The sequence below is a fragment of the Lysinibacillus sp. NPDC093197 genome (assembly GCF_044754025.1).
Classification (GTDB): Bacteria; Bacillota; Bacilli; order Bacillales_A; family Planococcaceae; genus Lysinibacillus.
Genome location: NZ_JBIVOH010000001.1, coordinates 383210 through 402972 on the forward strand (window position 1 = coordinate 383210; position 19763 = coordinate 402972).

Genomic DNA, 19763 nt, shown 5'->3' on the forward strand with positions numbered 1-19763 from the left:
TTCCACCCAAATTCCCACTAGTTGCACTAGCAGCTCATTGACTTTGCTGTAACGTCGCAATTACGGTGCATGTTTCCAAGCACTGCTCAAAGGTAGTAAAAAATGATGCGGCATTAGGAAGTTTTCAGCTAGGCTTCCCTCTCTGTGAATCGTTCATCAATTCTCTTGTCCTTGTCATAGCTATTTTCATTGTTTCATGAAATTGGTATTTACTATATCGGACATCTAAATACTTGTCAATATTTGAAAATTAATTTTTACATTAACAACTATGCCCTTTTTATTGATATCACTGTGTGTAAAACGCATACATTTTTTCTGAAAATTTTTTTGTTATGGGATTGCGCATTTATCGTTAGTTCTATCCTTTATGAGTTAATAATGGTTGACCACTACTTCATTATGCCAGCTTATAGATTCTGACAATTGATAGGACACTAAGTTAGCCGTTACGACTAGCATTACACCTGCTCTAGACAGCATTGTATGCGTCGGTTTTTCTAATACAAGAACAATATAGCCCTCACCACTACCTTGACTATCAATTGCATTCGTCGCATCTATATCAAAAGTAGTGTATTTGTCTTCTATCAATGTAGGGATTCGGTCTTCCCTATAGCTTCCATGTTCTTTCAAATTGTAGCTGACTGGCATCCATCCTTCTGACCAATCAATACTACCGATAATTTCTTTACTACGACTGGCAAGTTTTCCGATTGAAAACGTAAAGTATATCTTCATAACGGCCTGGTCCAATTCATTCTTTCCTTCACATATTGCTTCAACCTGGAGCATTACATCACCTTTAGACTGCTTCTTAACAACAACTAAAATGGTACCTAAAATACTAAGTACAAGCACGACACCAACTATTACTAATTCCATTAGACCCCTCCTATCATCGCGATAACTATTACCATTAGATTACCATGATTTAGGAAAAAAGGGATTTTTTCATCAAACAATCTTATGAAATGACATCGGCATAAACGATATGACAAATAATTTAGTTTTGCATAAATGAGGACTGTTTCGTTTTTTAACTATTTTAATTGGCATCATTTTTTTGCTCGTTATTTGGTTGAAGCACCGCTGTTAATGTAAATGGTATTTTCAAATAGTTATATTGAATTGTAACTTTTTGAATCGTTGTAGCATTTACTTGTATTGCATAATGTTGCGGTTGTTTACCAATCGCCTGTCTGTCTATGTATTGACTTGGAAAAATACTTACTTGCGTTAATTTATGAAATGACATGTTTGGGTTGTTTTCAATTTTTGTATCTGTTTCAAATGGTTCTGATTTGCTGACAATAAGCTTTGCACTTTCCGGTAATTTTTCATCGACAAGAATCGTTTGTAACTGTAGCTCTCTTATACCTTTATTTTCAATTTCGATTAAACGGATAGTAGGGTTACCATCAGCGCTTGTATACCCATTGATAACAAGTGGCGGATTACTTTTCAAATAAATCACAAATGCCGCTCCCACTACTAGCACACTAAAGAATAGGATAAATAATATTTTTTTCATTGGATTCCTCACTTTCAATCTTCAACACAATTATAGCGAGAAATGATAGGCAGCGGAATATATTTCACCATAGTGGCTATCGATTCAAATGCAAAAAACCATCTGTCTCAAAACGAGGCAGATAGTTTTTGCAAACGTATTTCATCACGAATAGGAATTCCGTCATTGCCTATTAGTGGAATCTCAGGTTTCACTGCTCTTGCACGTTCTACTGCATTTTGTAAAATTTCTACGAGGTAATAGCCACGCTTTTGGTAAAATTTTAATGCATGTAAATTATCATTCGTTGTAATGAGTGAAACAACTGTACAGCGGTGTTGCCATGCATACTCTTCTACTGCTTGTACAAGTAATGTCCCGATACCTTTTCCCTCTTCCATACTATCGAGAGAAATAATTTCACATTCATCCTCACGAATTACGTATGTTACTAGACCTGCGATTTTTTTATTATCGTTAATAAAAGCAAAGCCTTCTAACTTACTACAATCATAAATCCCACTGGAAATAACCATTTCTGTAGTTCCCCAATGCGTTTGAAAAAACTCGATGACATCCTTTTTATTCACTTGTGAAATATTGATAACTGACATTTAACTTCACCTACTTTAAATTGATATATGAAATACTCCAGCAATTGCTTTCTGAATACCTAAGCAGATTGTCCATGATGCTACTCCTAGCGCTATAGCAAAAACAATATGGATAGATGATTTCATCGCCATATACATCACAAAAAGCATGACCATCGTTGCTGGAAGCCCAACGATAACCCCTACCATAAAGCGCTGAATATGCTCATTTGGTTCACTTTGAACTGTTAGCCAAATAATACTCAAAATACTGACAAGTGGTAACGCGGCAATCACACCACCGTATGTAGGAAATCTTCTTGCAACTTCTGTCACTATAGCGATAATTGCTGCGGAACTAATAATTTTTACGAGTGTATACATCATTTCGACACCTCACTTAATAGCCGAAATGCTTCCAAAACACTTTGTTGTTCTTTTTCGGTTAATAGGTTCAGTGCTTGCTTAAGCTTATTATCGTCTAATTCCGTATTTTTCTTTAAAACAATTCGCCCTGCATCCGTTAGATAGAGCTTAACTTTGCGTTGATCTTCGATTGCTCGAATCTTCTCAACCCAGCTAAGACGCTCAAGCTTTTTTATATGCTCTGAAGCTGTATTTTGTGAAATATTAAGCAACGTTGCAATATCGCGGACTGTCACTTCATCTTCCTTTTGAATCATCTGTAAAATACGCACACTTTGATGGGAAATCACATCTTCATGTGTTGTATGGAGATGATAAAAAATATTTGTGAAATAATGGTTAATATCTTGTATCATATATTTTATACTCCTTTAATATATCGTCAATAACGATTATATCGTACTTAGCGATATATTAAAAGAGAATACTATGAATATACGATAAATTTTAGCTATCGTTCTATTGTCGTTATTTATTGTTTTTAACGAAATTGGAATCGAACAACAATAATCATTAAGAACCTTAAACGTAAGTAGTCGTAAAATCTTTTTCACCTCAGCGCTGAAAATCGCTAGTTATTTCAAATTGATTCCTTTATTTAATAACTTTTTTCTACTAACACTGATAGGCTCTTGTAAGCATGTACTATGTGCAGTATCATTACACTACTAAATCTAGAAGAGAATACGAAATTGAGGGTTACGCGTGTTATATTTAGTGTATTTTTTTGTCGGTGGAGCCATTATGGTGCTTGCTTTGCTTTTAAGTCAGTCAAAATATTTATTTTTATCGGGCATTATTACTGCCTTGCCAATTCTGACGCTCATTAATATGGGTATGCAAATGAAAAATATGAAAGCAGACACCTTTCATAGCGTTTTACAAAATACAGTTTTTGGAGCAGTAGGCATGTTACTTTTCACTGTACTCGCCTTCCTATTAACAAACTGGTATAAGCCTAGCATTGCTGTTATAGGTGCATTACTCGTCTATGCAATTTTCATGCTTTCAGGGAAATTTATTATGTCTATGGTGTCATAAATCCAATAATGCACGGTTATAGGGCTGCTTAGCACAGTCCTTTTTTATTTTAGAAAAACGCCACCTCTTTCTTTATTTCATTGCCTTAAAATGTTAAAATAATAATAGTTCTCTTTACAAGGAGGAATCGAAATGGTCGCATTCTATTGTAATGCCTGCTCTAGACCCGCCTATCTACAGGTCGAAGAGGTCTAGGTTAACTCCACAAATGGATGATCTCTTTAGGCCGCAAATACAAAAGCCTAATTTACAGGAGTGATTTCACATGGAAAAACAAGCAATTCAGCCGTTTTTAACGGTTGCAAACTATAATTTACTTGGTCAACAAATGAATAAAATTTTACAAACAATAGCTACTTCAAAAGATACAAATGTCATTCAAACTGTGCGTGGCCTTGTCCAAAAAGAGATTTCTGAAAATGTTGTCATGACAAATTCAGAAGCCCAACTGATTGAGCCCATTTATTCAGTAACAGAGCGTGCAGCAGGTGAATCGTATTTACAAGACCTGAAGTTATATGTCATCCCATTTAAGCCAATTACAGCAAGCACTATAAAAAGCTTGTTTAAAAAAGAAAAAAAGCTAAAGTTGCCAAATCTAGAACGATTAGATTTTCAACAAATTTGTTATTTCGCGTGGGATGATCTTGGTACACATCGTAAATATGTCATTCTTGAGCAAGACGATAAGCTAAAAGCAATTAAAGGCACTTTTGCAAATAATACGGTTCGTGGTATATGCGCAATTTGTAATCGTCACGCTGATGTTGGACTATTTACAACTTCCATCAAAGGGAATGTCGTGGGCACTTATACGAACCATAGTAATTACATTTGTGCTGACAGCGATACGTGTAATCAACATGTAACAGATATGAATAAAACAATTACGTTTTTTGAGCGTATTACTTGATCATAAACAGCCTTCCCTACTTTAGGGAAGGCTGTATTTTGTATGTTGTTAATACAATCTGGCAAACTTTCCCCACAAAAAAACCATCCTTAAAAGCAGTTGCCTTAACTTTAAAGGATAGTTTGCCTATATTTTATAAATCAAGCATGCGCTTATCGGTTGTTATAATGGAAGATGCGATAATAACGAAGCCAAGCATAAGAACAAAGATTAAATCGAGTAAACCTGTATGCATTGAAACGGTAAACACGGTAATTGTAAATGCGTAAACGACAGTGTGGAAACTGCGAATACCATTTTGCTTTACTTTATTATAAATTAAAGAAATTAAGACACCATATAATAGGAAGCCAATTGCAACTAATAAATAACCCCCATCTAAAAACAATTGACCTATAAATGTTGGGGTAGTTGTTCGCTGTTCACGTGTAACATTTACACCACGTTCGCTCGTAATCGAGTTGACGACCTCTGTAACCCTCATGCGAGGTGAAATTTGTTCACCAGGTAAAATTGTACTAAATATTCCTTTATGAATTTCACCTTTTAAGTAATCTTCTTCTTTTGTGTATTCAATTATCGTACTTAAAACGATATGACTTGTGACAGCTTCAGCATTTAATGCTCGAACCCATTTCGGTACTAAGTTTACTTTTTGTTCAGCCGTTAATAGTTTATCTCTTTCCTCAGCAGTTAATTCTACATCGGGTTGCTCACGCTTATTGAATTCCTGTGACGTATCTTCTGTAAGGACACGTATAAATCCAAACAACGAGAATGCTACACCAATTACGACCAATGCGGTTAAAAACCATGTTAATTTCACTCTTTTTACAACATAGTGGAAAATAATGATGCCAGTAAATAACATAATGATAAGTGGCGTACGGTAGCCCATTAATAAAAATAAAAACATGACAACTGCAAAAATTGAACCATATACGATTGCCTTTTTCCATGTCATCGTCTTTTCCAAAATCATTTTATAGGACAAGAGCAATAACACACCAAACCATAATAATTGGCTAAAGAAGTTTAACTTTGGATCTAAATTACGGCGATTTGCTTCGTCCGTAATCCCTAAGTTGCCACTAAAAATCATCATTAAATAGGAGCCTAGCCCAAGCAATGTCAAGGCAACTATAAAATGGATCACATATTTCCCTAAGAACGACAGTCCGAACGATGGAATTGTCCACTCAAGTTTATCAATTATCAATACACCTATGTAATAACAAATAACAGCTAATATTACAGCTGGCCATATAGATACATGTATACCGAATTGTTCAAATTTATGCCAATCAAATAAACTGATAAAAAAATATAACAGTAAAATAAATGGCAAAAAGAAATACGGAGAAAACATATCAATTTTATTTAATTTTCCAAAACTTTGTTTCAATTTGCTCATACATATCACACCTTGTAGATGTTACTTCCCCTCCTCTTTGATTTTTGTAAAACAAAATCAGTATATCATATTTTTTGTAAATTTTATAGATAGTTTCCAATTTATACGAGGGATTTAAACAATTTTACAGTTTAGTGCTGCCTATTCATTACATACAAGGTTTTAATAGCACTGTTGCATTAGTGGTAAAAACAATCTTTATAAGAGTAAAAAGATGTAAATGTATAATCAAAAAATTATTGTTTTAAAAAATAATTAACAAGCGATCCGATAATTAATATAATGATAAAAATTAGGAATCCTTTGAAAGTAAATCCTTTCACTATATTTCTTTCTGGAATCCAATTATTATCATCATTGCGTACATTGCGTTTTTTGTTTTCCATGACTACACCTCTCTTAAATAATATGTTTTCCCCTGATAAAAATAATACAATAGAATTAGAGGAAAAATAAAATTTAATGTCTAATAATAAATAATATTAAGATAAGGAGAGAATTAGTTTTTATTAAAGGAGGAACTATATATGAAATTACTTTTATCGTTCATTTCAAGTTTAATTTTAGTAGTGTTTCTAGCTTTTAGTTCAAGTGCCTTTGCAGAATCATCTCTAAAATAATCAAAAGTGCGGATTATCTTATTATTCACAATAGGATCCAGAGCTTCCGAACGATTGCTCCTGCCTTATTTATGTGTGGCAGCATCATACAGATTAGCAGTTGGACTTACTGCTACGTCCTACGCTAGACGACTTATATGGTTGCTGCCATGTGACAATTGAAATTGGTTGTGTCCGTCCATGCTCGAATAGGTAATTTTGACGATTATAATCGATCGAATATTTCAGAAGATTTTTGTCATAAAAACTTGTGATATAGAAGTATTTTCAAAACCACTTTCCAGTAAAGAAGAAACTACACGGCCATTTCCTTTTAAGAAGTTATAAGTTGTACGATTGATAGCTTGGTCATATTCTAAAGCGTATGCGAGGAGTTTATTTAGCGCATCTTCATTTCCATTTTCCTTCACCTGAAATAAAGTAATGTTTTCTGTCTTATTGCCAAACACACATTTTTTTCGAATAAGACAAGCTGCCTGCACTTCTCCATTCTTCGAAATTATCACAGCTTCTCCACCTAGTTTTGGCGTATTACTAGCATCCGTTTGCCAAGGGACGATTGTTGGAAATAAATCTGATCCAATAGTTTGGGTAGCTGGCATTCTTATAATTTCATAGCCGTCAAGATTTGGTAAATTACTATTTAAAATTTTATTTGCACGTAAAAAGAATAAATCGTCCTCTACTTTGTAACCACACTTTTCATATAAAGATATAGCTGGCTTATTTTCTGACAGCGCCTCTAAAGTTGCTACTGAAACTTTATGTTCTTTTAAAATTTTTTCCGCTTCCTCCATCAAGGAATAGCCCAATTTCTTACCCCTGTATTCTGGAATAATACCTGTTCCACCATTCCAAGAAATCTTTTGACCTTTCACTTCTCTAATTCCTTGGAGCACAAAGCCAATTGGGTCTTTTCCATCATATGCAACGATAGATAATGCCGGAGAATATCCATCATTTGCAAATCGACTTAAGAATGTATCAAAAGATAAATTCATCGGCACTAAATAGCCTTCAAATCCACGATTAAATAGGACATGTGCTTCTTCAAAGCTTAATGAAGACATCAATTTATACGAAATATTCATGGCTTTCCCTCACTTTTCTAATGAATATTTTCTCAATATTTCCCTTGATAATCTGTCTAGATTACAAATTTATTAAGATTAAAAGCCTTGTTAAGCTCTTTCAACTAACACTTTGGCTACCCCGCTGCCAAAGCCTTTTTAAGCCATAAAAAAGGCAATAAGGTTGTGCTTTAAAAGTAATCGGGGATATCAAGTGATATGGAGTCGATATCATTATCTTTTGAGTAATACATACAAACGCTGTCATTATATTTTTGACTATCATTCGGTAGTACAATAAAACCTAATCCTTTATAAAATTCTATCCCAATATCACTATATAGGAAAAAGTTGTTACAGTTTTCTTCCTGTTCAAGTTTAATTATTGTTTCTTTGACCAATAAAGAAGCATATCCTTTTTTTCTTAAATATAAAGGGGTGGCGATTGAACCAATCCCTTTTACAATTTGGTTTTCAGAAAGATTTAGTTCGTAAACGATGAGAGAGCTTAATAGTTGCTTTGTTTCTGTGGCTTCAAGAACGTACCACTTTCCCTTTTTATACTTCTTGGAAGACTGGCACATAGTTATATATTCTTCAAATGGGAGATTATCTCCCCAAACATCATAGCCCATCTTATAAATGTCTATCATTTCCTCTTTTGTTGCTTCCCTAATTTCTTTCAAAGTATCTCTCCTTCTATTTTACGCGGTTATACATTCTTTTCGACATGAAGGTTGTCAAGACCTCTATTCTTCTGCTCGGTTAGTTCAATAAGCTTTCTTCATCACTTTTTTTAAAGAAACATTTTGGATACAATTGGTACTCTTCAGCATCTACATTTGGTACTAAGTAACAACTAACTCAAACTCACCACTATCCCGGTTAGATAATTAATGACTTCCACAATTAATTGAATTCTCATTTTTCTGTTACTTCTCCTTCTAACTTGTAACACTTTGGCATTCCTAATTAGTTTTCACTTTAAAATTCATGCAATCAATATTACCTACCCAATTACCACCCTATTTCAGTCGATTTACGATATTTCTAATATACTAATATTTGTAATTATTTTGATTTTTAGGTCCTTATTAAAACCTTCTCGATTAATACATTAGGTGGATGGTTTTACTTTATATTGTATATTATCCTAGTAAAGGATTCTTTCTCTCCTACACAAAGGGAGAAGTTTCCTTTTTAATTGATTATTTATTTCCAAAATGTGAATTCTATCTTTCATGTAGATTCCACAATATAATCATATAGTTTAAACCGCAAACTATATATGAAAAGAAGAATGAGGTGTAGAAGTGGAAAATTATTCACCAAGAATAATACCTAAAATTTTTATGCGGTATTATGAAATTATGGATCATACACTACTTTCTGAAGAAGAAAAACAGTTAACTAAGTTAGCATTTAATTTGTTAAATATGAGAATAGAAAAAAATATTAGTCAAGATGAAGTGATAGCAAGAAGTGGTTTATCCAAAAGTGTTGTTTCGAAAATGGAAACTTTTAACTCAATTCCTTCTTCTATAACCTTGGCTAAATACGCAAAAGCATTAGGTATGGAATTAATCCTCGTAGACAGTGAGCTCTTTAATAAATGGAAAGAGAGAAGTAAGCACAACAATTATTTGTAAAATTAAATCACTACAATTTAGACTAGGTAAAGAAATCTTAATCTTTTATGGTATCTGCTCTTAATTTTAATAAAATAATATCTAAATCATTGCTTGTTGTTTAGTGTGTTACTGAACAATATGCGACGAATGTATAAAAAGGACCTCACCAAAATGGTGAGGTCTACATGTTTCTTCAGTACAATTAAATTAATTGTTACAGAAACTGATGGACTAGATTGAGTACCAACTCCATCAACATCCACAAAAAGAGTTATTTGATAAGCTCCCTTAATTTAGCATTGTGATATTCATTAGAAAATCTCTCGTTTCTATAAATACTTTCGAAAAATTGTATATTCTTAACTGGAACTTTAACGTAAATTTTATTGAAAATTAAATGTCCAGGTCATTGTCCCAGTTGCTCCATTACTACCTGTATAGTCAAAAGTAATCTTAACTGGACCTGAACCAACTTTTTTCACATCTAAATATACATGTCCTGATGGATTTGGTCCTATAATTGTTGCAGTTGCTATACTTGTGTTATTACTTCTAGGGTTACTATAAGTAGCAACTGTACCGTTTTGTCCTGGTATCGCAACTGTCAAGTTCACATTTGTAGACATAATGAAATTACCAGGTATAGTTCCTCCATCATTATATGGTGCCGAAATACTTACATTTGGTTGGCTATTCTCGTCTTATATCTTTTCTCTATCTCAAGATTTTATAGCGAGCCTTCACCGTACAGGCGACTTTCATCGCATACGGCGATCTGTCAGCAATAGATTTTTAAAAAAATTATTTCCCCTCGTTAATTGTATATGAATTTAAGTAAGGTCAATACTGACGAATGTTAATACGAATGTTAACTCTCTAATTTATTCTCTACTGAAATATTTACGGAACTTTTTTCATCTGCATATGTAGTTAAAATATAATCTTCCACAGCAGTGCAGTATGCTTTGTTCGTATTTGATTGACCAAATAAAATCCAACTTACTTGCCTTGACTGTCTGTTTTTAACAGGAGAATGTCCTCTTTTAATTGGAAATTGAAAATGATGTATTTGGGGTGCTAATTGAGGTACATGCTTTTTACTACACTCCCTATCTGCAATAACATTAATAATTTCTTCCTTAAGAATTTACTAAAAATCTTGATATATCATGGTTTCCACGCAAAAAAAAACACTCGTATTCAATACGAGTGTTTCGGGTATGCTATGACAACCACTTCGGTGGTGTGTTTTTTTCCCAATAAATATCACCAAGATTGTTATGAGCCATAAAGTTGTCTTCGGCACTGTGGTAGTGGAAGTTATAGTAATAGCCTTCTTGCGGACGCTTTTCAGTGCGTACGTGGAAGCGGATTAAATCATCTCCTGTTTCGTTATTAACGATATTAAAGATTTTCTCTCCGTAGTTACCACTTGGTTTTTCTGTAATTGTGAGATTTGCCAGTGATCCGTCTTCTACATTTGCAACGGTCATCGCAATTGCTTCTTCCATTTTCGGGAAGATAATGGAGTCAAATTCATTGCTAATTTTAGGACCAATTTTTGTCCCAAACTTCACATATGACTGCTCTTTCGCTGCATCGACAAGTAACGCACCATAGTCAATCGCATCTTGCTGTATTTCGGTCGCTTCTTCTGCTATTGCTTCTGGTTCAGCTGCTAGTGCAGTGCTTGTCCCAGGTGATGGACCAATGGAAGCACGATTTGATGGATTATGATCGAATGCATCCCAAATTTCATGTGTTGGCGTAATTAATCCAAATGTTAAAAACGCAACCATAATTACGATACTTTTTTGAACCCACTTTTTCATTAATTAACACCTTCTTTTTTATGTACAAATTGGTAATTCTACTTATAATATAATACGTTCCAACCAATAAAAGGTTTCATATTTCTATATTTCATTGTACAATAATTTATGTATAAATGTGTCGTTTTTTAAAAGGAGGTACAAAGTATGTCAATTGTAATGGGTATTGGTCTTTTATTAATGTTAGGTTACTTAACTTCTTTATGCTTCACGGACTAATTCATATTTTTTCACAAAAATCCGCGAACTTTATTAGAGCTCGCGGATTTTTCATTTTCTTATTGCCAATCACCTAGTTTGTAATCCCAATTTTCAAAAAATTCATTCTCTACTATTACTTCCTCATAAATTGGCACTAACAATTGATGAACAAGTTTTTGCACTTTATCGAATGGTAACGTCTGTTGATTAACTAATTGTTGCCATCTCTTGTTGTTAGTAGCGTCTAAATAAAGTTGTTTAGAGAACATTGATGGATATTTTTCTAGTGTTGTTTTATGTCGGTCAAATGTATCTGATATAGCCTCTTGTAAAACTCGACCTTCAAAATTCTGTGTACTTGCTAATAAGTATACATCATAATATTCTTTCATTGCTTGTTCGCATGCTGGGTATTGATATAATAAGTTAAATTTATGTGCAATCATGAGCTCTGTTGGATAAGCCAATAACTCAATTGGCGAATTATCTAGTATCGTCTGAAGCGCTATCGTTTTTGGAGCCATTGCTATTCTATCAAAAAGGTTAATCTTTATTTCTATGTATGTTGTTATGTGTCCTAATTGTGCAGGCATTCTAATATGAATTTGATTTTCATCACTTGTTGTAATTTCTAATTCATCGCTAACAAATTCAATACCATCCTCTGGTACATTCACCGAGCAAATTTCTTTGAAAGCATGCTGTATGATGCTATCTTTGTTGGCCATTTTTTTGGCACACAATGTAATTCCTGTAGAAGACTTATCATAATTATTTGTTAATGCACCGATTAAACAATCTCCATACAGCCAATACTGATCCTCGTAAGAAGAAGCCGCTAAGCGCACTAATAACCTTTCGTGGGAATATAGTGTTACAAATACCTCCAAGCTTTTCTGTTGTTGCTGAGCTACATCTGTTAATTGGTCCAATACAGGTATTGATACCTCATTTACTTGTTTCATATGCCACCCTCACTTCAATCATTTTTCAGAATTTTTCAATCAAAATAGCATATATTTGATTTTTTAAAAAACTCTGTACTTCATTATTACTTATTTTCCCACAATAGTAAACGGTAATATAATCCAGAGATAGTTTGTCGTTTTTTGTCGTTATTTAGGAAAATAAAGCGAAAAATGCACCTAACTTTTCTAAAAAAGTAGGTGCTAAATGGCAGAAATTTATTATTACTGTTAATATTATCAAAAAAATTGGACAAGGGGTAGCTTCGCGTTTGCGAAGCTACCCCTTTAGTATTTAATAGGTAACATTTCTGTAAATTGTAAAGTCTCAACCCAATCATCTGGGGAATATTATTTGGAAACGTTTTCGTTTCATCACCGCGGTAAAATTCCACTGTGTGCCCTCTAACTTAAGCAACGCAAACCCAACCTTCTTTTGCGTCCTTGCAGCCCCAAAGCATGCGCCAGTGTGAATAAGTATCCTAAAAAACAAAAAGCAGAATGCCAGATTACTGAATGTTGCTACCCAAAATAGCACGAGTCTTATTATAACATAAAGTATTTAAAAAGTAAAACACTGTATCTATATCGCTTCTCACACTTAGTCTCTTCAACTTACATTTCAAAATAAATAGGATAATGATTGGCACAACGTGCATTAAAAGTCGACTTGCATTGCGGACAAGATGATGACTGCATATAAACATGAATCGTCATTTCATGTTTACAATTTCCACAAAGTATCGCCCTTGTATGAAATTGTGATTGCTGCCAGCGTTTTATGGCATGCTGGGCATGTTCCTCATGACACTTATAGCACGGATAATAGCGCTCGCAACATGCAAACTTTATCGCGATAATATCTTTTTCTGTATGATAATGTATGCATCTCGTTTCATCATCAATTACTGGACCGAAAATCTCCATTTTAAATTCCACTCCATTTAATAAAAATTAATACAAATACGAACAAAACTGTTACGAGCATTGCTATTATATCTTTTTTCTCATAGTGGAGTTCAATATAGCTCGTGCGATTTTTACCATCGCCATATCCTCTAGCATCTATGGCATCACTTAATTGATCTGCCCGTTGTATAGTTGTAAACAGCAACGGTATAACAATTGGAATATACGCAAAAATACGCTTCATAAACGGTAATGATTTAATGTCAAACCCTCTTGATTTTTGTGCTAGTATAATTCGATTTAACTCCTCTAAAACAGTTGGAATAAATCGAATGGCAATAACAATCATTAGTGAAAATTGTTCAATCGGTACACGGAGCTTCGATAACGGTTTTAGCAATTTTTCTAAACCTTTAGCTAAAATAAGTGGCTTCGTTGTAAGGGTCAATAATGAAGCTAATAAAACAAGGAGCAAAATACGCCAGACAAACCGAATGCCCGCTTCAATTCCTTCAATCGTAAATGTGATGATTCCCATTGACCATAATACATGTCCTTTAGTAAAGAGCAGATGATAAACAAATGTAAAGGATAAGATAAAGAGTAATGGCTTCACACCTTTTAAAATCACAACAAACGGAACTTTAGAAACAATTAATAGTGTAAACACAAAAAAAGTGGCAATTACATAGCTCGTCGCTGTATCTAATAATAAGAAGCTTAACATCAACATAAAAATACTGATAATTTTAATGCGAGGGTCTAATCGATGGAAAATGGACTTCTTGTCGACATACTGTCCAATTATAATAGAACTACGCATCAAGCTTCCCCCTAAACTGTAAATATGGCTTAACAGCATTGAAGATGGTTTGCTCCTTACAGTTCGCTACTGCTATTTTCTCCCCAAGTAATTGTTCCACAACTTTTAATAATTGTAGTTGTTCCGGCATTGTTAGTCCTGCTCTTGTTACTATATGGGCCTGCTGTAAAAACAATTGATTGGTATTTAAGTGTGCTTGTACTTCTCCTTCATGTAGAACAATGACTTCATCAGCGTACTCAGCGACATCTTGCATTTGATGGGTAACAAACAGAACGGTATGATTCGTTTCTAATTGCCATTCCTTCAAAAAATCTAGTAACGTTGACTTACTAATTGGGTCAAGCCCAGCCGTAGGTTCATCCAAAATAAGTAACTTTGGCTGCATTAATATAATAGATGCTATCGCTACACGACGTTTTTGTCCCCCACTTAGTTGAAAAGGAGCAAGCGTCAAAATGGTTTCATCTAAACCTACTTTCGGAAGAATTGCAGAAATACTAGCTCGTATTTCTTTTTCGGATTGTCCTATTTGTTTTAATCCAAACGCTAGTTCCTTATAAACTGTCGTTTCAAAAAACTGGTGCTCTGGATATTGAAAGACATAGCCAATTTCCTGTAAATCTTTTTTTTGCCCTTTTCCATTTAGCGTAATAAGGTTATTATGTAGTCTATATTCCCCTATAAAATCTACTAATCCCTTAAATAATTGAACAAAGGTTGACTTACCTGCTCCAGTTTTTCCAATAATCGCAACCCATTTACCATCTGCTATGGAACACGAAATATTTTTTAAAGCTGTTTGATTATCATATTCAACTGTTACGTTTTTGAGCTCGTATCCCATAGTAAACGAATTGCTCCTTCCCAGTCCGGTGTTAATGACCATGCTTCATTTGCTAATTGATGAATTTTGACAGCGATAGGCTCCACTAAGGAAAAATCTCTTACATTGATTGTTTCAAATAGAGCTATCGGATGTCCATCGAAGCAAATTTGACCGTTATCAAGTAAAAGCACACGATTTGTTTGCATTACTTCATCCATATGGTGTGTGATGTGGACAATCGTTAAACCAGCTTGATGCAGTGAGTGCATGAGGGTTAATACTTGTTCTCTTCCTATTGGATCTAACATTGACGTGGCCTCATCAAAAATAATGCATTGTGGACGCATAGCTAAAATTGCCGCAATCGCAACACGTTGCTTTTGCCCACCGGATAATTCATGTGGCATGCAATCTAAATAGGTTTCCATGTCAACTGCTTTGCTAGCCCATTGAACACGCTGAGCCATTTCTTCCTTTGGTAAACGAATATTTTCAAGCCCAAAAATAATTTCATCTCGAACGCTTGTTGTAATAAATTGATCTTCAGGATTCTGAAAAATAAAACCTATTTTCTGTCGAATTTCTTTTAAATCTACAGCATTACTTGTCTCCAAATGTTGAAATCGTACAACCCCGTTTTTCGGAAGGTATAAGCCATTCATTAATTTTGCAAGTGTTGATTTGCCACATCCATTTTTGCCGACAATTGATACAAATTCACCAGCCTGTATGGTAAAATGAATATCTTTTAAAATCGGTGCACTCTTTTTGTGATAAAAATTGACATGCTCAAATACTAGCATTTAAACACTTCCCTTTTGCTCATCGTACATGGCGAAAAAACGCTCTGGACTACTGGCAGAAATGCTTTGCTGTGGTCTCGTCCATTTCGTAACCGTTGTACCATTTACTCCAAATATTTCTCCCGTTAGATTTGCATCTTGCTGTGTTAATAATGTACCGATAAAGTGGGCAATATCCTCTGGAGTCCCCACCTTCCAATAATCAGGAAACGGTTCATTGCGTTGGGCATATTTTTTTGATATAAAATCAATCACAGGTTTCGTCATATCCGTTAACGCAGCAGGTGAAATGGCATTTACACGAATATTAAATGGCTTCAATTCTTCCGCCAATGTCCACGTCATTCCAAGAATGCCCGCTTTCGCCGCACTATAATTGAGTTGGCCTTTGGAGCCCATTAGTCCAGCTGTTGACGTCATCAATAAAATATCGCCTCCTCTTTCGAGTAAATGAGGCAGTACGCATGAAATACAGTAAAAAGCGCCATGTAAATGGACATTGATGACATCTTGCCATTGCTCAGTTGTCATTCGCATACATTTTTCATCTCGTAAATTGCCAGCATTATGAATGAAAACATCTATTTGTCCAAACTCTACCATCACAGCTTCAATCATCTTAGACACCGCTTCAACATCAGCAATATCCGCACAATACCCAACTGCCCTATTTCCTTCAGCACGGATTTGTTGGACGACTTCATCAATTAACTGCTGGTTCGTGCCATTTACAACGACACTGTATTGATTATTAGCTAGATGAATAGCCGTACTGCGACCAATCCCCCTTGTTGCCCCTGTAATAAGTGCGACCTTCTTCATTATCTCAACTCCTTCACAACAAAAAATCCTATAGCAATTAAGTCGTTGTTGTTGGTCAATAAGGATACTTCTATCGTATTGTGCTTTTCAATAAATCGAAACGTCACTTCTTCATCTATTAGAAGTGGTTTTTGGAACCGCATATTATAGCGAACGACCCATTTTAACGGATGTTCTTTAATATACAATGATTGAGCAAGCCCCATTAAATACATACCGTGCACAATCGGGCGTTCGAAGCCCGCTTCCTTCGCTGCCTCAGCATTAACATGGATTGGGGCATCATCTTTCGATACTTGTGCATAATAGTAGACCTGTTTTGCAGTAACTGTTTTTTTCATATGTCAGCACCTACGTGGATCAAAACTGTTTTTAATTGCACAATTTCTGTTCCTTGTTCGAAACAGTTTAAAGTATAAGTATAAAAAGTCATTGGTCCTTGTTTTCCTTGTTTATGCTCTTTATGACTTAACGCTAATTCACAATGTAATACCATTCCTTCTTGAATTGGCAAATGATAAAAAAATTGCTGCGACCCGTGGAGAACTGGCTTTTGATTATTAAAAATTGCTCGATCAAATTGTTGCCAAAATACAATGGGCATGGTCGCAGGGGCAATGAGTTTGCCATGAAGATATTGTAACGGGGCCTCTATACTTTTAGCATAGCGCTGTATCCACTCAGCTGTTACGGTTATTTTTTTTGTTAATCTCATCGAACTGCCTCCACAAGCGTTGCAAGCCCCATTCCACCACCAATTCCTAGTGTTGCAAGCCCTCTTTTATATGGTTGATATTTCATTTCATAAAATAATCGCGTGATTAAAATAGCACCTGATGCGCCGTACGGATGACCAATGGCAATTGCCCCACCAGCTCGATTAACCTTATCTTCAGGAATTTGTAATGTTTGGATTGAAGCGAGCACCTGTGAAGCAAAAGCTTCATTAAATTCAACAATGTCAATATCTTCTACGTTCAGTTGTTGCCTATTCAATAGTTTTTGTACAGCTGGAACTGGACCTATCCCTAAATAATTTGGATCGACACCTGCAGCCTGTGTATCGACAATGCGGAGTATCGGCTGTAATTGTAATTGACGGCATTTTTCTAAAGACATGACTAAAACCAGTGCCGCGCCATCATTTAGCGGGCATGCATTTCCTGCAGTGACCGTACCATTATCTAAAAATACAGGTCTTAATGATTGAAGCTTGTCGACACTTGTATTCTCTCTTGGACACTCATCTATAGTTACCCATCCATCATTTACATGTAGAGGCACTATTTCTTCGGCAAAACGATTTAAATTCCTTGCTTGAATCGCTTTTTGATGGCTTTTGTATGCGTAATGGTCTTGTGCTTGTCGTGAAATCGAAAATTTCATCGCTACATTTTCAGCTGCTATACCCATGTCAGGATCGCCATAACGCTGTGGGGTAAACGGGGCACGTGAATAAACTTGCGGCATAGCCATTAATGTACTCGGCTTTTTCATTTTCCAAGGCGCACGACTTGTACTTTCTACACCACCAGCTAAATAAACGTCTCCTGCTCCACTTTGAACAAATCTGGCAGCCATATTAATTGCTTCTAGCCCTGAGCCACATTGACGGTCAATGGTAACCCCTGGAATAGAAAAAGGTAAATCTGCTTCTAAAGCAGCAAGTCTGGCCAAATTTCCTCCTGGCCCGACAACATTTCCTAAAATGACATCATCAATACAATCGCTTGGTAATGCAGTTTCTTTTATTATTTCTCTTATTAATGGGGCTACTAGATGCTCTGGTTCCAGTGTGGCTAGCTGCCCCCCCATTTTGCCAATTGGTGTTCGTTTTGCCATCACAATTACTGCGTCTCTCATGACAATTCCTCCATTAACCAATCTTTCATGGCTTTACGAGCTATTTTTCCGCTGCTTGTAAAGATGAGCTTCTGCACTGTTACTAATTGTTTCGGTATCTTATAACTTGCTAAAAACTGAGCGCCAAATTGCTGAATTTCTTCTAGTGAAAGCGTTCGATCATCTTGCCATTTAATACAGGCAACAAGCCGTTCCCCCCAGTAATCATCTGGCACACCAACTATTATCATGTCATCAATTGCACCATTTCGTTTTAGCACAGTTTCCACTTCCTCTGGATACACATTTAAGCCACCAGTAATCAGCATGTTTTTGGCTCGACCAATTAAATACAATGCTCCGGAATCGTCTTGCCTCATATAATCTCCTGTTTTTAACCAGCCTTCATGAAATACTGCATTTGTTTCTTCGGGTAATAGAAAATAACGAGTGAACATCATTTCACTACGAACATAGAGTAATCCAACTTCACCATTTGTTACTTCACGTTGTTCTTTATCTCGAATGGAAATCTCTACACCACGAAAAGGTTTTCCAACTATATGTTCTTGCATCGTTTGATGGACATCTAAATAACTAATATAACTCGCTTCAGAAGAGCCGTAGAATTCAAATAACTTTGTTGTGCCAAATACCTTTTTCGCCCGTGTTTTCGATTGTTCTGACCATTTAGCTCCAGAAGAAATGATTGCTTGTGCATGCATTTCTTGCAAACTATCTAACCTAAGTAGCTTTTCAATCATTGTTGGCACAAGAAATAAAATCATATTAGGCACTTCCCTGCAATACTTAACTACCTTTTTTTCCTCAAAAGCGGTCATAATATAAAACGTCCCACCAAAATATAAGCTTTGCATTAGCGCAAATAATGACAGTGACTGAACGAATGGTCCTGGTGCTAGAAAATTTTCTAAAGTATTTAACAGGAATGCTTCTTTTGTTGCAATAAAACTTTTCAGCCAAGAATTGTGTGTTCGTTCGTAACCCTTTGGCATGCCAGTCGTCCCAGAGGTAAAGCCTATAAATAAAGGGTCTTTCGCTTTATTAACCGTAGCTTCTTCTGTTAAAGTAGAAAACCATTCATCATAAGAAGCTATTTGCTTGTCCGAAAATACATACGTGTCTATTTGTTCGAAAACATGCAAATTTTCCTCATACATACACTCAAGAAAAATCATCCTCGGCTGTGCTTGTTTCAGCACCAACCCAATTTCATGTAAACTCCACTTTGGATCAAGTAAAATCGGCACACAACCCGCATACATAATCCCTAAAAAAACTTCCACAAATTCGATTCGATTGCTAGATAAAATCGCAATTTTTTCGTGCTCAAGTCCATTACATTGAATGCCTTTTGCAATTTTTTTCATGGCACTTACTAATTGTTCGTATGTATAAGACCGTTCCTCATGAATTAGCGCAATTCCCTTTGGCTGACGAACTGCATGTTCGATAATGGGTTCGATGATGTTCATTTCTTCACACACCTTTAAAA

The 19763-nt window shown here is 35.3% G+C and carries 24 protein-coding genes; 3 read left to right on the forward strand and 21 right to left on the reverse strand.

What is annotated here, in order from left to right:
* Nucleotides 1-375 precede the first annotated feature (375 nt).
* The 5 genes from ACIP9G_RS01890 to ACIP9G_RS01910 all read right to left on the reverse strand — a co-directional run bounded on the left by ACIP9G_RS01890 (nucleotide 376) and on the right by ACIP9G_RS01910 (nucleotide 2888).
* Complete coding sequence (locus ACIP9G_RS01890; RefSeq protein WP_401016952.1) at nucleotides 376-885, reverse strand: hypothetical protein; 510 nt, start codon at nucleotides 883-885, stop codon at nucleotides 376-378.
* A gap of 163 nt (nucleotides 886-1048) precedes the next feature.
* A complete protein-coding gene (locus ACIP9G_RS01895; protein WP_401016954.1) occupies nucleotides 1049-1534 on the reverse strand; it encodes a hypothetical protein in 486 nt (161 codons plus the stop codon).
* A gap of 107 nt (nucleotides 1535-1641) precedes the next feature.
* On the reverse strand, nucleotides 1642-2127 hold the full coding sequence (locus ACIP9G_RS01900; protein ID WP_401016956.1) for a GNAT family N-acetyltransferase: 486 nt from the start codon (nucleotides 2125-2127) through the stop codon (nucleotides 1642-1644).
* A 15-nt stretch (nucleotides 2128-2142) separates the two neighbouring features.
* Nucleotides 2143-2490: a DUF3147 family protein gene (locus ACIP9G_RS01905; RefSeq protein ID WP_340826471.1), complete on the reverse strand. Its 348-nt coding sequence runs from the start codon at nucleotides 2488-2490 to the stop codon at nucleotides 2143-2145.
* Nucleotides 2490-2888 carry a MarR family winged helix-turn-helix transcriptional regulator gene (locus ACIP9G_RS01910; protein WP_401016958.1) on the reverse strand — a complete coding sequence of 133 codons (399 nt, stop codon included), beginning with the start codon at nucleotides 2886-2888 and terminating at the stop codon, nucleotides 2490-2492. Before ACIP9G_RS01910 ends, ACIP9G_RS01905 begins: the two co-directional genes overlap by 1 nt.
* 388 nt (nucleotides 2889-3276) lie before the next feature.
* Between ACIP9G_RS01910 and ACIP9G_RS01915 the strand changes: the two genes are divergently transcribed.
* Entirely contained in the window at nucleotides 3277-3573 is a 297-nt protein-coding gene (locus ACIP9G_RS01915; protein ID WP_340826469.1) for a hypothetical protein, read from the forward strand.
* Nucleotides 3574-3838: 265 nt separating this feature from the next.
* Nucleotides 3839-4486, forward strand: coding sequence for a FusB/FusC family EF-G-binding protein (locus ACIP9G_RS01920; RefSeq protein WP_401016960.1), 648 nt, complete (start codon nucleotides 3839-3841; stop codon nucleotides 4484-4486).
* A gap of 133 nt (nucleotides 4487-4619) precedes the next feature.
* On the opposite strand, the gene ACIP9G_RS01925 is transcribed toward ACIP9G_RS01920, so the two are convergent.
* The 4 genes from ACIP9G_RS01925 to ACIP9G_RS01940 all read right to left on the reverse strand — a co-directional run bounded on the left by ACIP9G_RS01925 (nucleotide 4620) and on the right by ACIP9G_RS01940 (nucleotide 8276).
* Nucleotides 4620-5900 (reverse strand): oligosaccharide repeat unit polymerase, encoded by a 1281-nt coding sequence (locus ACIP9G_RS01925; protein ID WP_340824343.1) that lies wholly within the window; start codon nucleotides 5898-5900, stop codon nucleotides 4620-4622.
* A gap of 236 nt (nucleotides 5901-6136) precedes the next feature.
* Complete coding sequence (locus ACIP9G_RS01930) at nucleotides 6137-6286, reverse strand: hypothetical protein (protein ID WP_172771670.1); 150 nt, start codon at nucleotides 6284-6286, stop codon at nucleotides 6137-6139.
* Between the two features lie 458 nt (nucleotides 6287-6744).
* On the reverse strand, nucleotides 6745-7611 hold the full coding sequence (locus tag ACIP9G_RS01935) for a GNAT family N-acetyltransferase (RefSeq protein WP_401016963.1): 867 nt from the start codon (nucleotides 7609-7611) through the stop codon (nucleotides 6745-6747).
* A gap of 170 nt (nucleotides 7612-7781) precedes the next feature.
* Complete coding sequence (locus ACIP9G_RS01940; protein ID WP_401016964.1) at nucleotides 7782-8276, reverse strand: GNAT family N-acetyltransferase; 495 nt, start codon at nucleotides 8274-8276, stop codon at nucleotides 7782-7784.
* A gap of 627 nt (nucleotides 8277-8903) precedes the next feature.
* Here ACIP9G_RS01940 and ACIP9G_RS01945 point away from each other — a divergent pair.
* Nucleotides 8904-9239 carry a helix-turn-helix domain-containing protein gene (locus ACIP9G_RS01945; RefSeq protein ID WP_401016966.1) on the forward strand — a complete coding sequence of 112 codons (336 nt, stop codon included), beginning with the start codon at nucleotides 8904-8906 and terminating at the stop codon, nucleotides 9237-9239.
* 365 nt (nucleotides 9240-9604) lie between these two features.
* On the opposite strand, the gene ACIP9G_RS01950 is transcribed toward ACIP9G_RS01945, so the two are convergent.
* From ACIP9G_RS01950 to ACIP9G_RS02005, 12 genes are all read right to left on the reverse strand, one after another.
* A complete protein-coding gene (locus ACIP9G_RS01950; RefSeq protein ID WP_340824339.1) occupies nucleotides 9605-9847 on the reverse strand; it encodes a hypothetical protein in 243 nt (80 codons plus the stop codon).
* A gap of 597 nt (nucleotides 9848-10444) precedes the next feature.
* On the reverse strand, nucleotides 10445-11053 hold the full coding sequence (locus ACIP9G_RS01955) for a YpjP family protein (protein ID WP_401016969.1): 609 nt from the start codon (nucleotides 11051-11053) through the stop codon (nucleotides 10445-10447).
* Between the two features lie 278 nt (nucleotides 11054-11331).
* Nucleotides 11332-12219 (reverse strand): nucleotidyl transferase AbiEii/AbiGii toxin family protein, encoded by an 888-nt coding sequence (locus ACIP9G_RS01960; RefSeq protein WP_401016971.1) that lies wholly within the window; start codon nucleotides 12217-12219, stop codon nucleotides 11332-11334.
* A 615-nt stretch (nucleotides 12220-12834) separates the two neighbouring features.
* Nucleotides 12835-13146 (reverse strand): CHY zinc finger protein, encoded by a 312-nt coding sequence (locus ACIP9G_RS01965; protein WP_401016973.1) that lies wholly within the window; start codon nucleotides 13144-13146, stop codon nucleotides 12835-12837.
* 1 nt (nucleotide 13147) lies between these two features.
* Nucleotides 13148-13951: an energy-coupling factor transporter transmembrane component T family protein gene (locus ACIP9G_RS01970; RefSeq protein ID WP_401016974.1), complete on the reverse strand. Its 804-nt coding sequence runs from the start codon at nucleotides 13949-13951 to the stop codon at nucleotides 13148-13150.
* Entirely contained in the window at nucleotides 13944-14798 is an 855-nt protein-coding gene (locus tag ACIP9G_RS01975; protein ID WP_401016976.1) for an ATP-binding cassette domain-containing protein, read from the reverse strand. The genes ACIP9G_RS01970 and ACIP9G_RS01975 overlap by 8 nt, the downstream gene beginning before the upstream one ends.
* Nucleotides 14774-15583: an ATP-binding cassette domain-containing protein gene (locus ACIP9G_RS01980; RefSeq protein ID WP_401016979.1), complete on the reverse strand. Its 810-nt coding sequence runs from the start codon at nucleotides 15581-15583 to the stop codon at nucleotides 14774-14776. The genes ACIP9G_RS01975 and ACIP9G_RS01980 overlap by 25 nt, the downstream gene beginning before the upstream one ends.
* Complete coding sequence (locus ACIP9G_RS01985) at nucleotides 15584-16405, reverse strand: SDR family NAD(P)-dependent oxidoreductase (protein WP_401016981.1); 822 nt, start codon at nucleotides 16403-16405, stop codon at nucleotides 15584-15586. It abuts the gene before it with no gap.
* The gene (locus ACIP9G_RS01990) at nucleotides 16405-16746 is read right to left on the reverse strand and encodes a MaoC family dehydratase (RefSeq protein ID WP_401016983.1); all 342 of its coding nucleotides are present in this window, start codon (nucleotides 16744-16746) and stop codon (nucleotides 16405-16407) included. Before ACIP9G_RS01990 ends, ACIP9G_RS01985 begins: the two co-directional genes overlap by 1 nt.
* A complete protein-coding gene (locus ACIP9G_RS01995; protein WP_340824326.1) occupies nucleotides 16743-17120 on the reverse strand; it encodes an FAS1-like dehydratase domain-containing protein in 378 nt (125 codons plus the stop codon). Before ACIP9G_RS01995 ends, ACIP9G_RS01990 begins: the two co-directional genes overlap by 4 nt.
* Entirely contained in the window at nucleotides 17117-18268 is a 1152-nt protein-coding gene (locus ACIP9G_RS02000; protein WP_401016986.1) for a thiolase family protein, read from the reverse strand. Before ACIP9G_RS02000 ends, ACIP9G_RS01995 begins: the two co-directional genes overlap by 4 nt.
* Entirely contained in the window at nucleotides 18265-19743 is a 1479-nt protein-coding gene (locus ACIP9G_RS02005) for an AMP-binding protein (RefSeq protein ID WP_401016988.1), read from the reverse strand. Before ACIP9G_RS02005 ends, ACIP9G_RS02000 begins: the two co-directional genes overlap by 4 nt.
* Nucleotides 19744-19763: the final 20 nt, after the last annotated feature.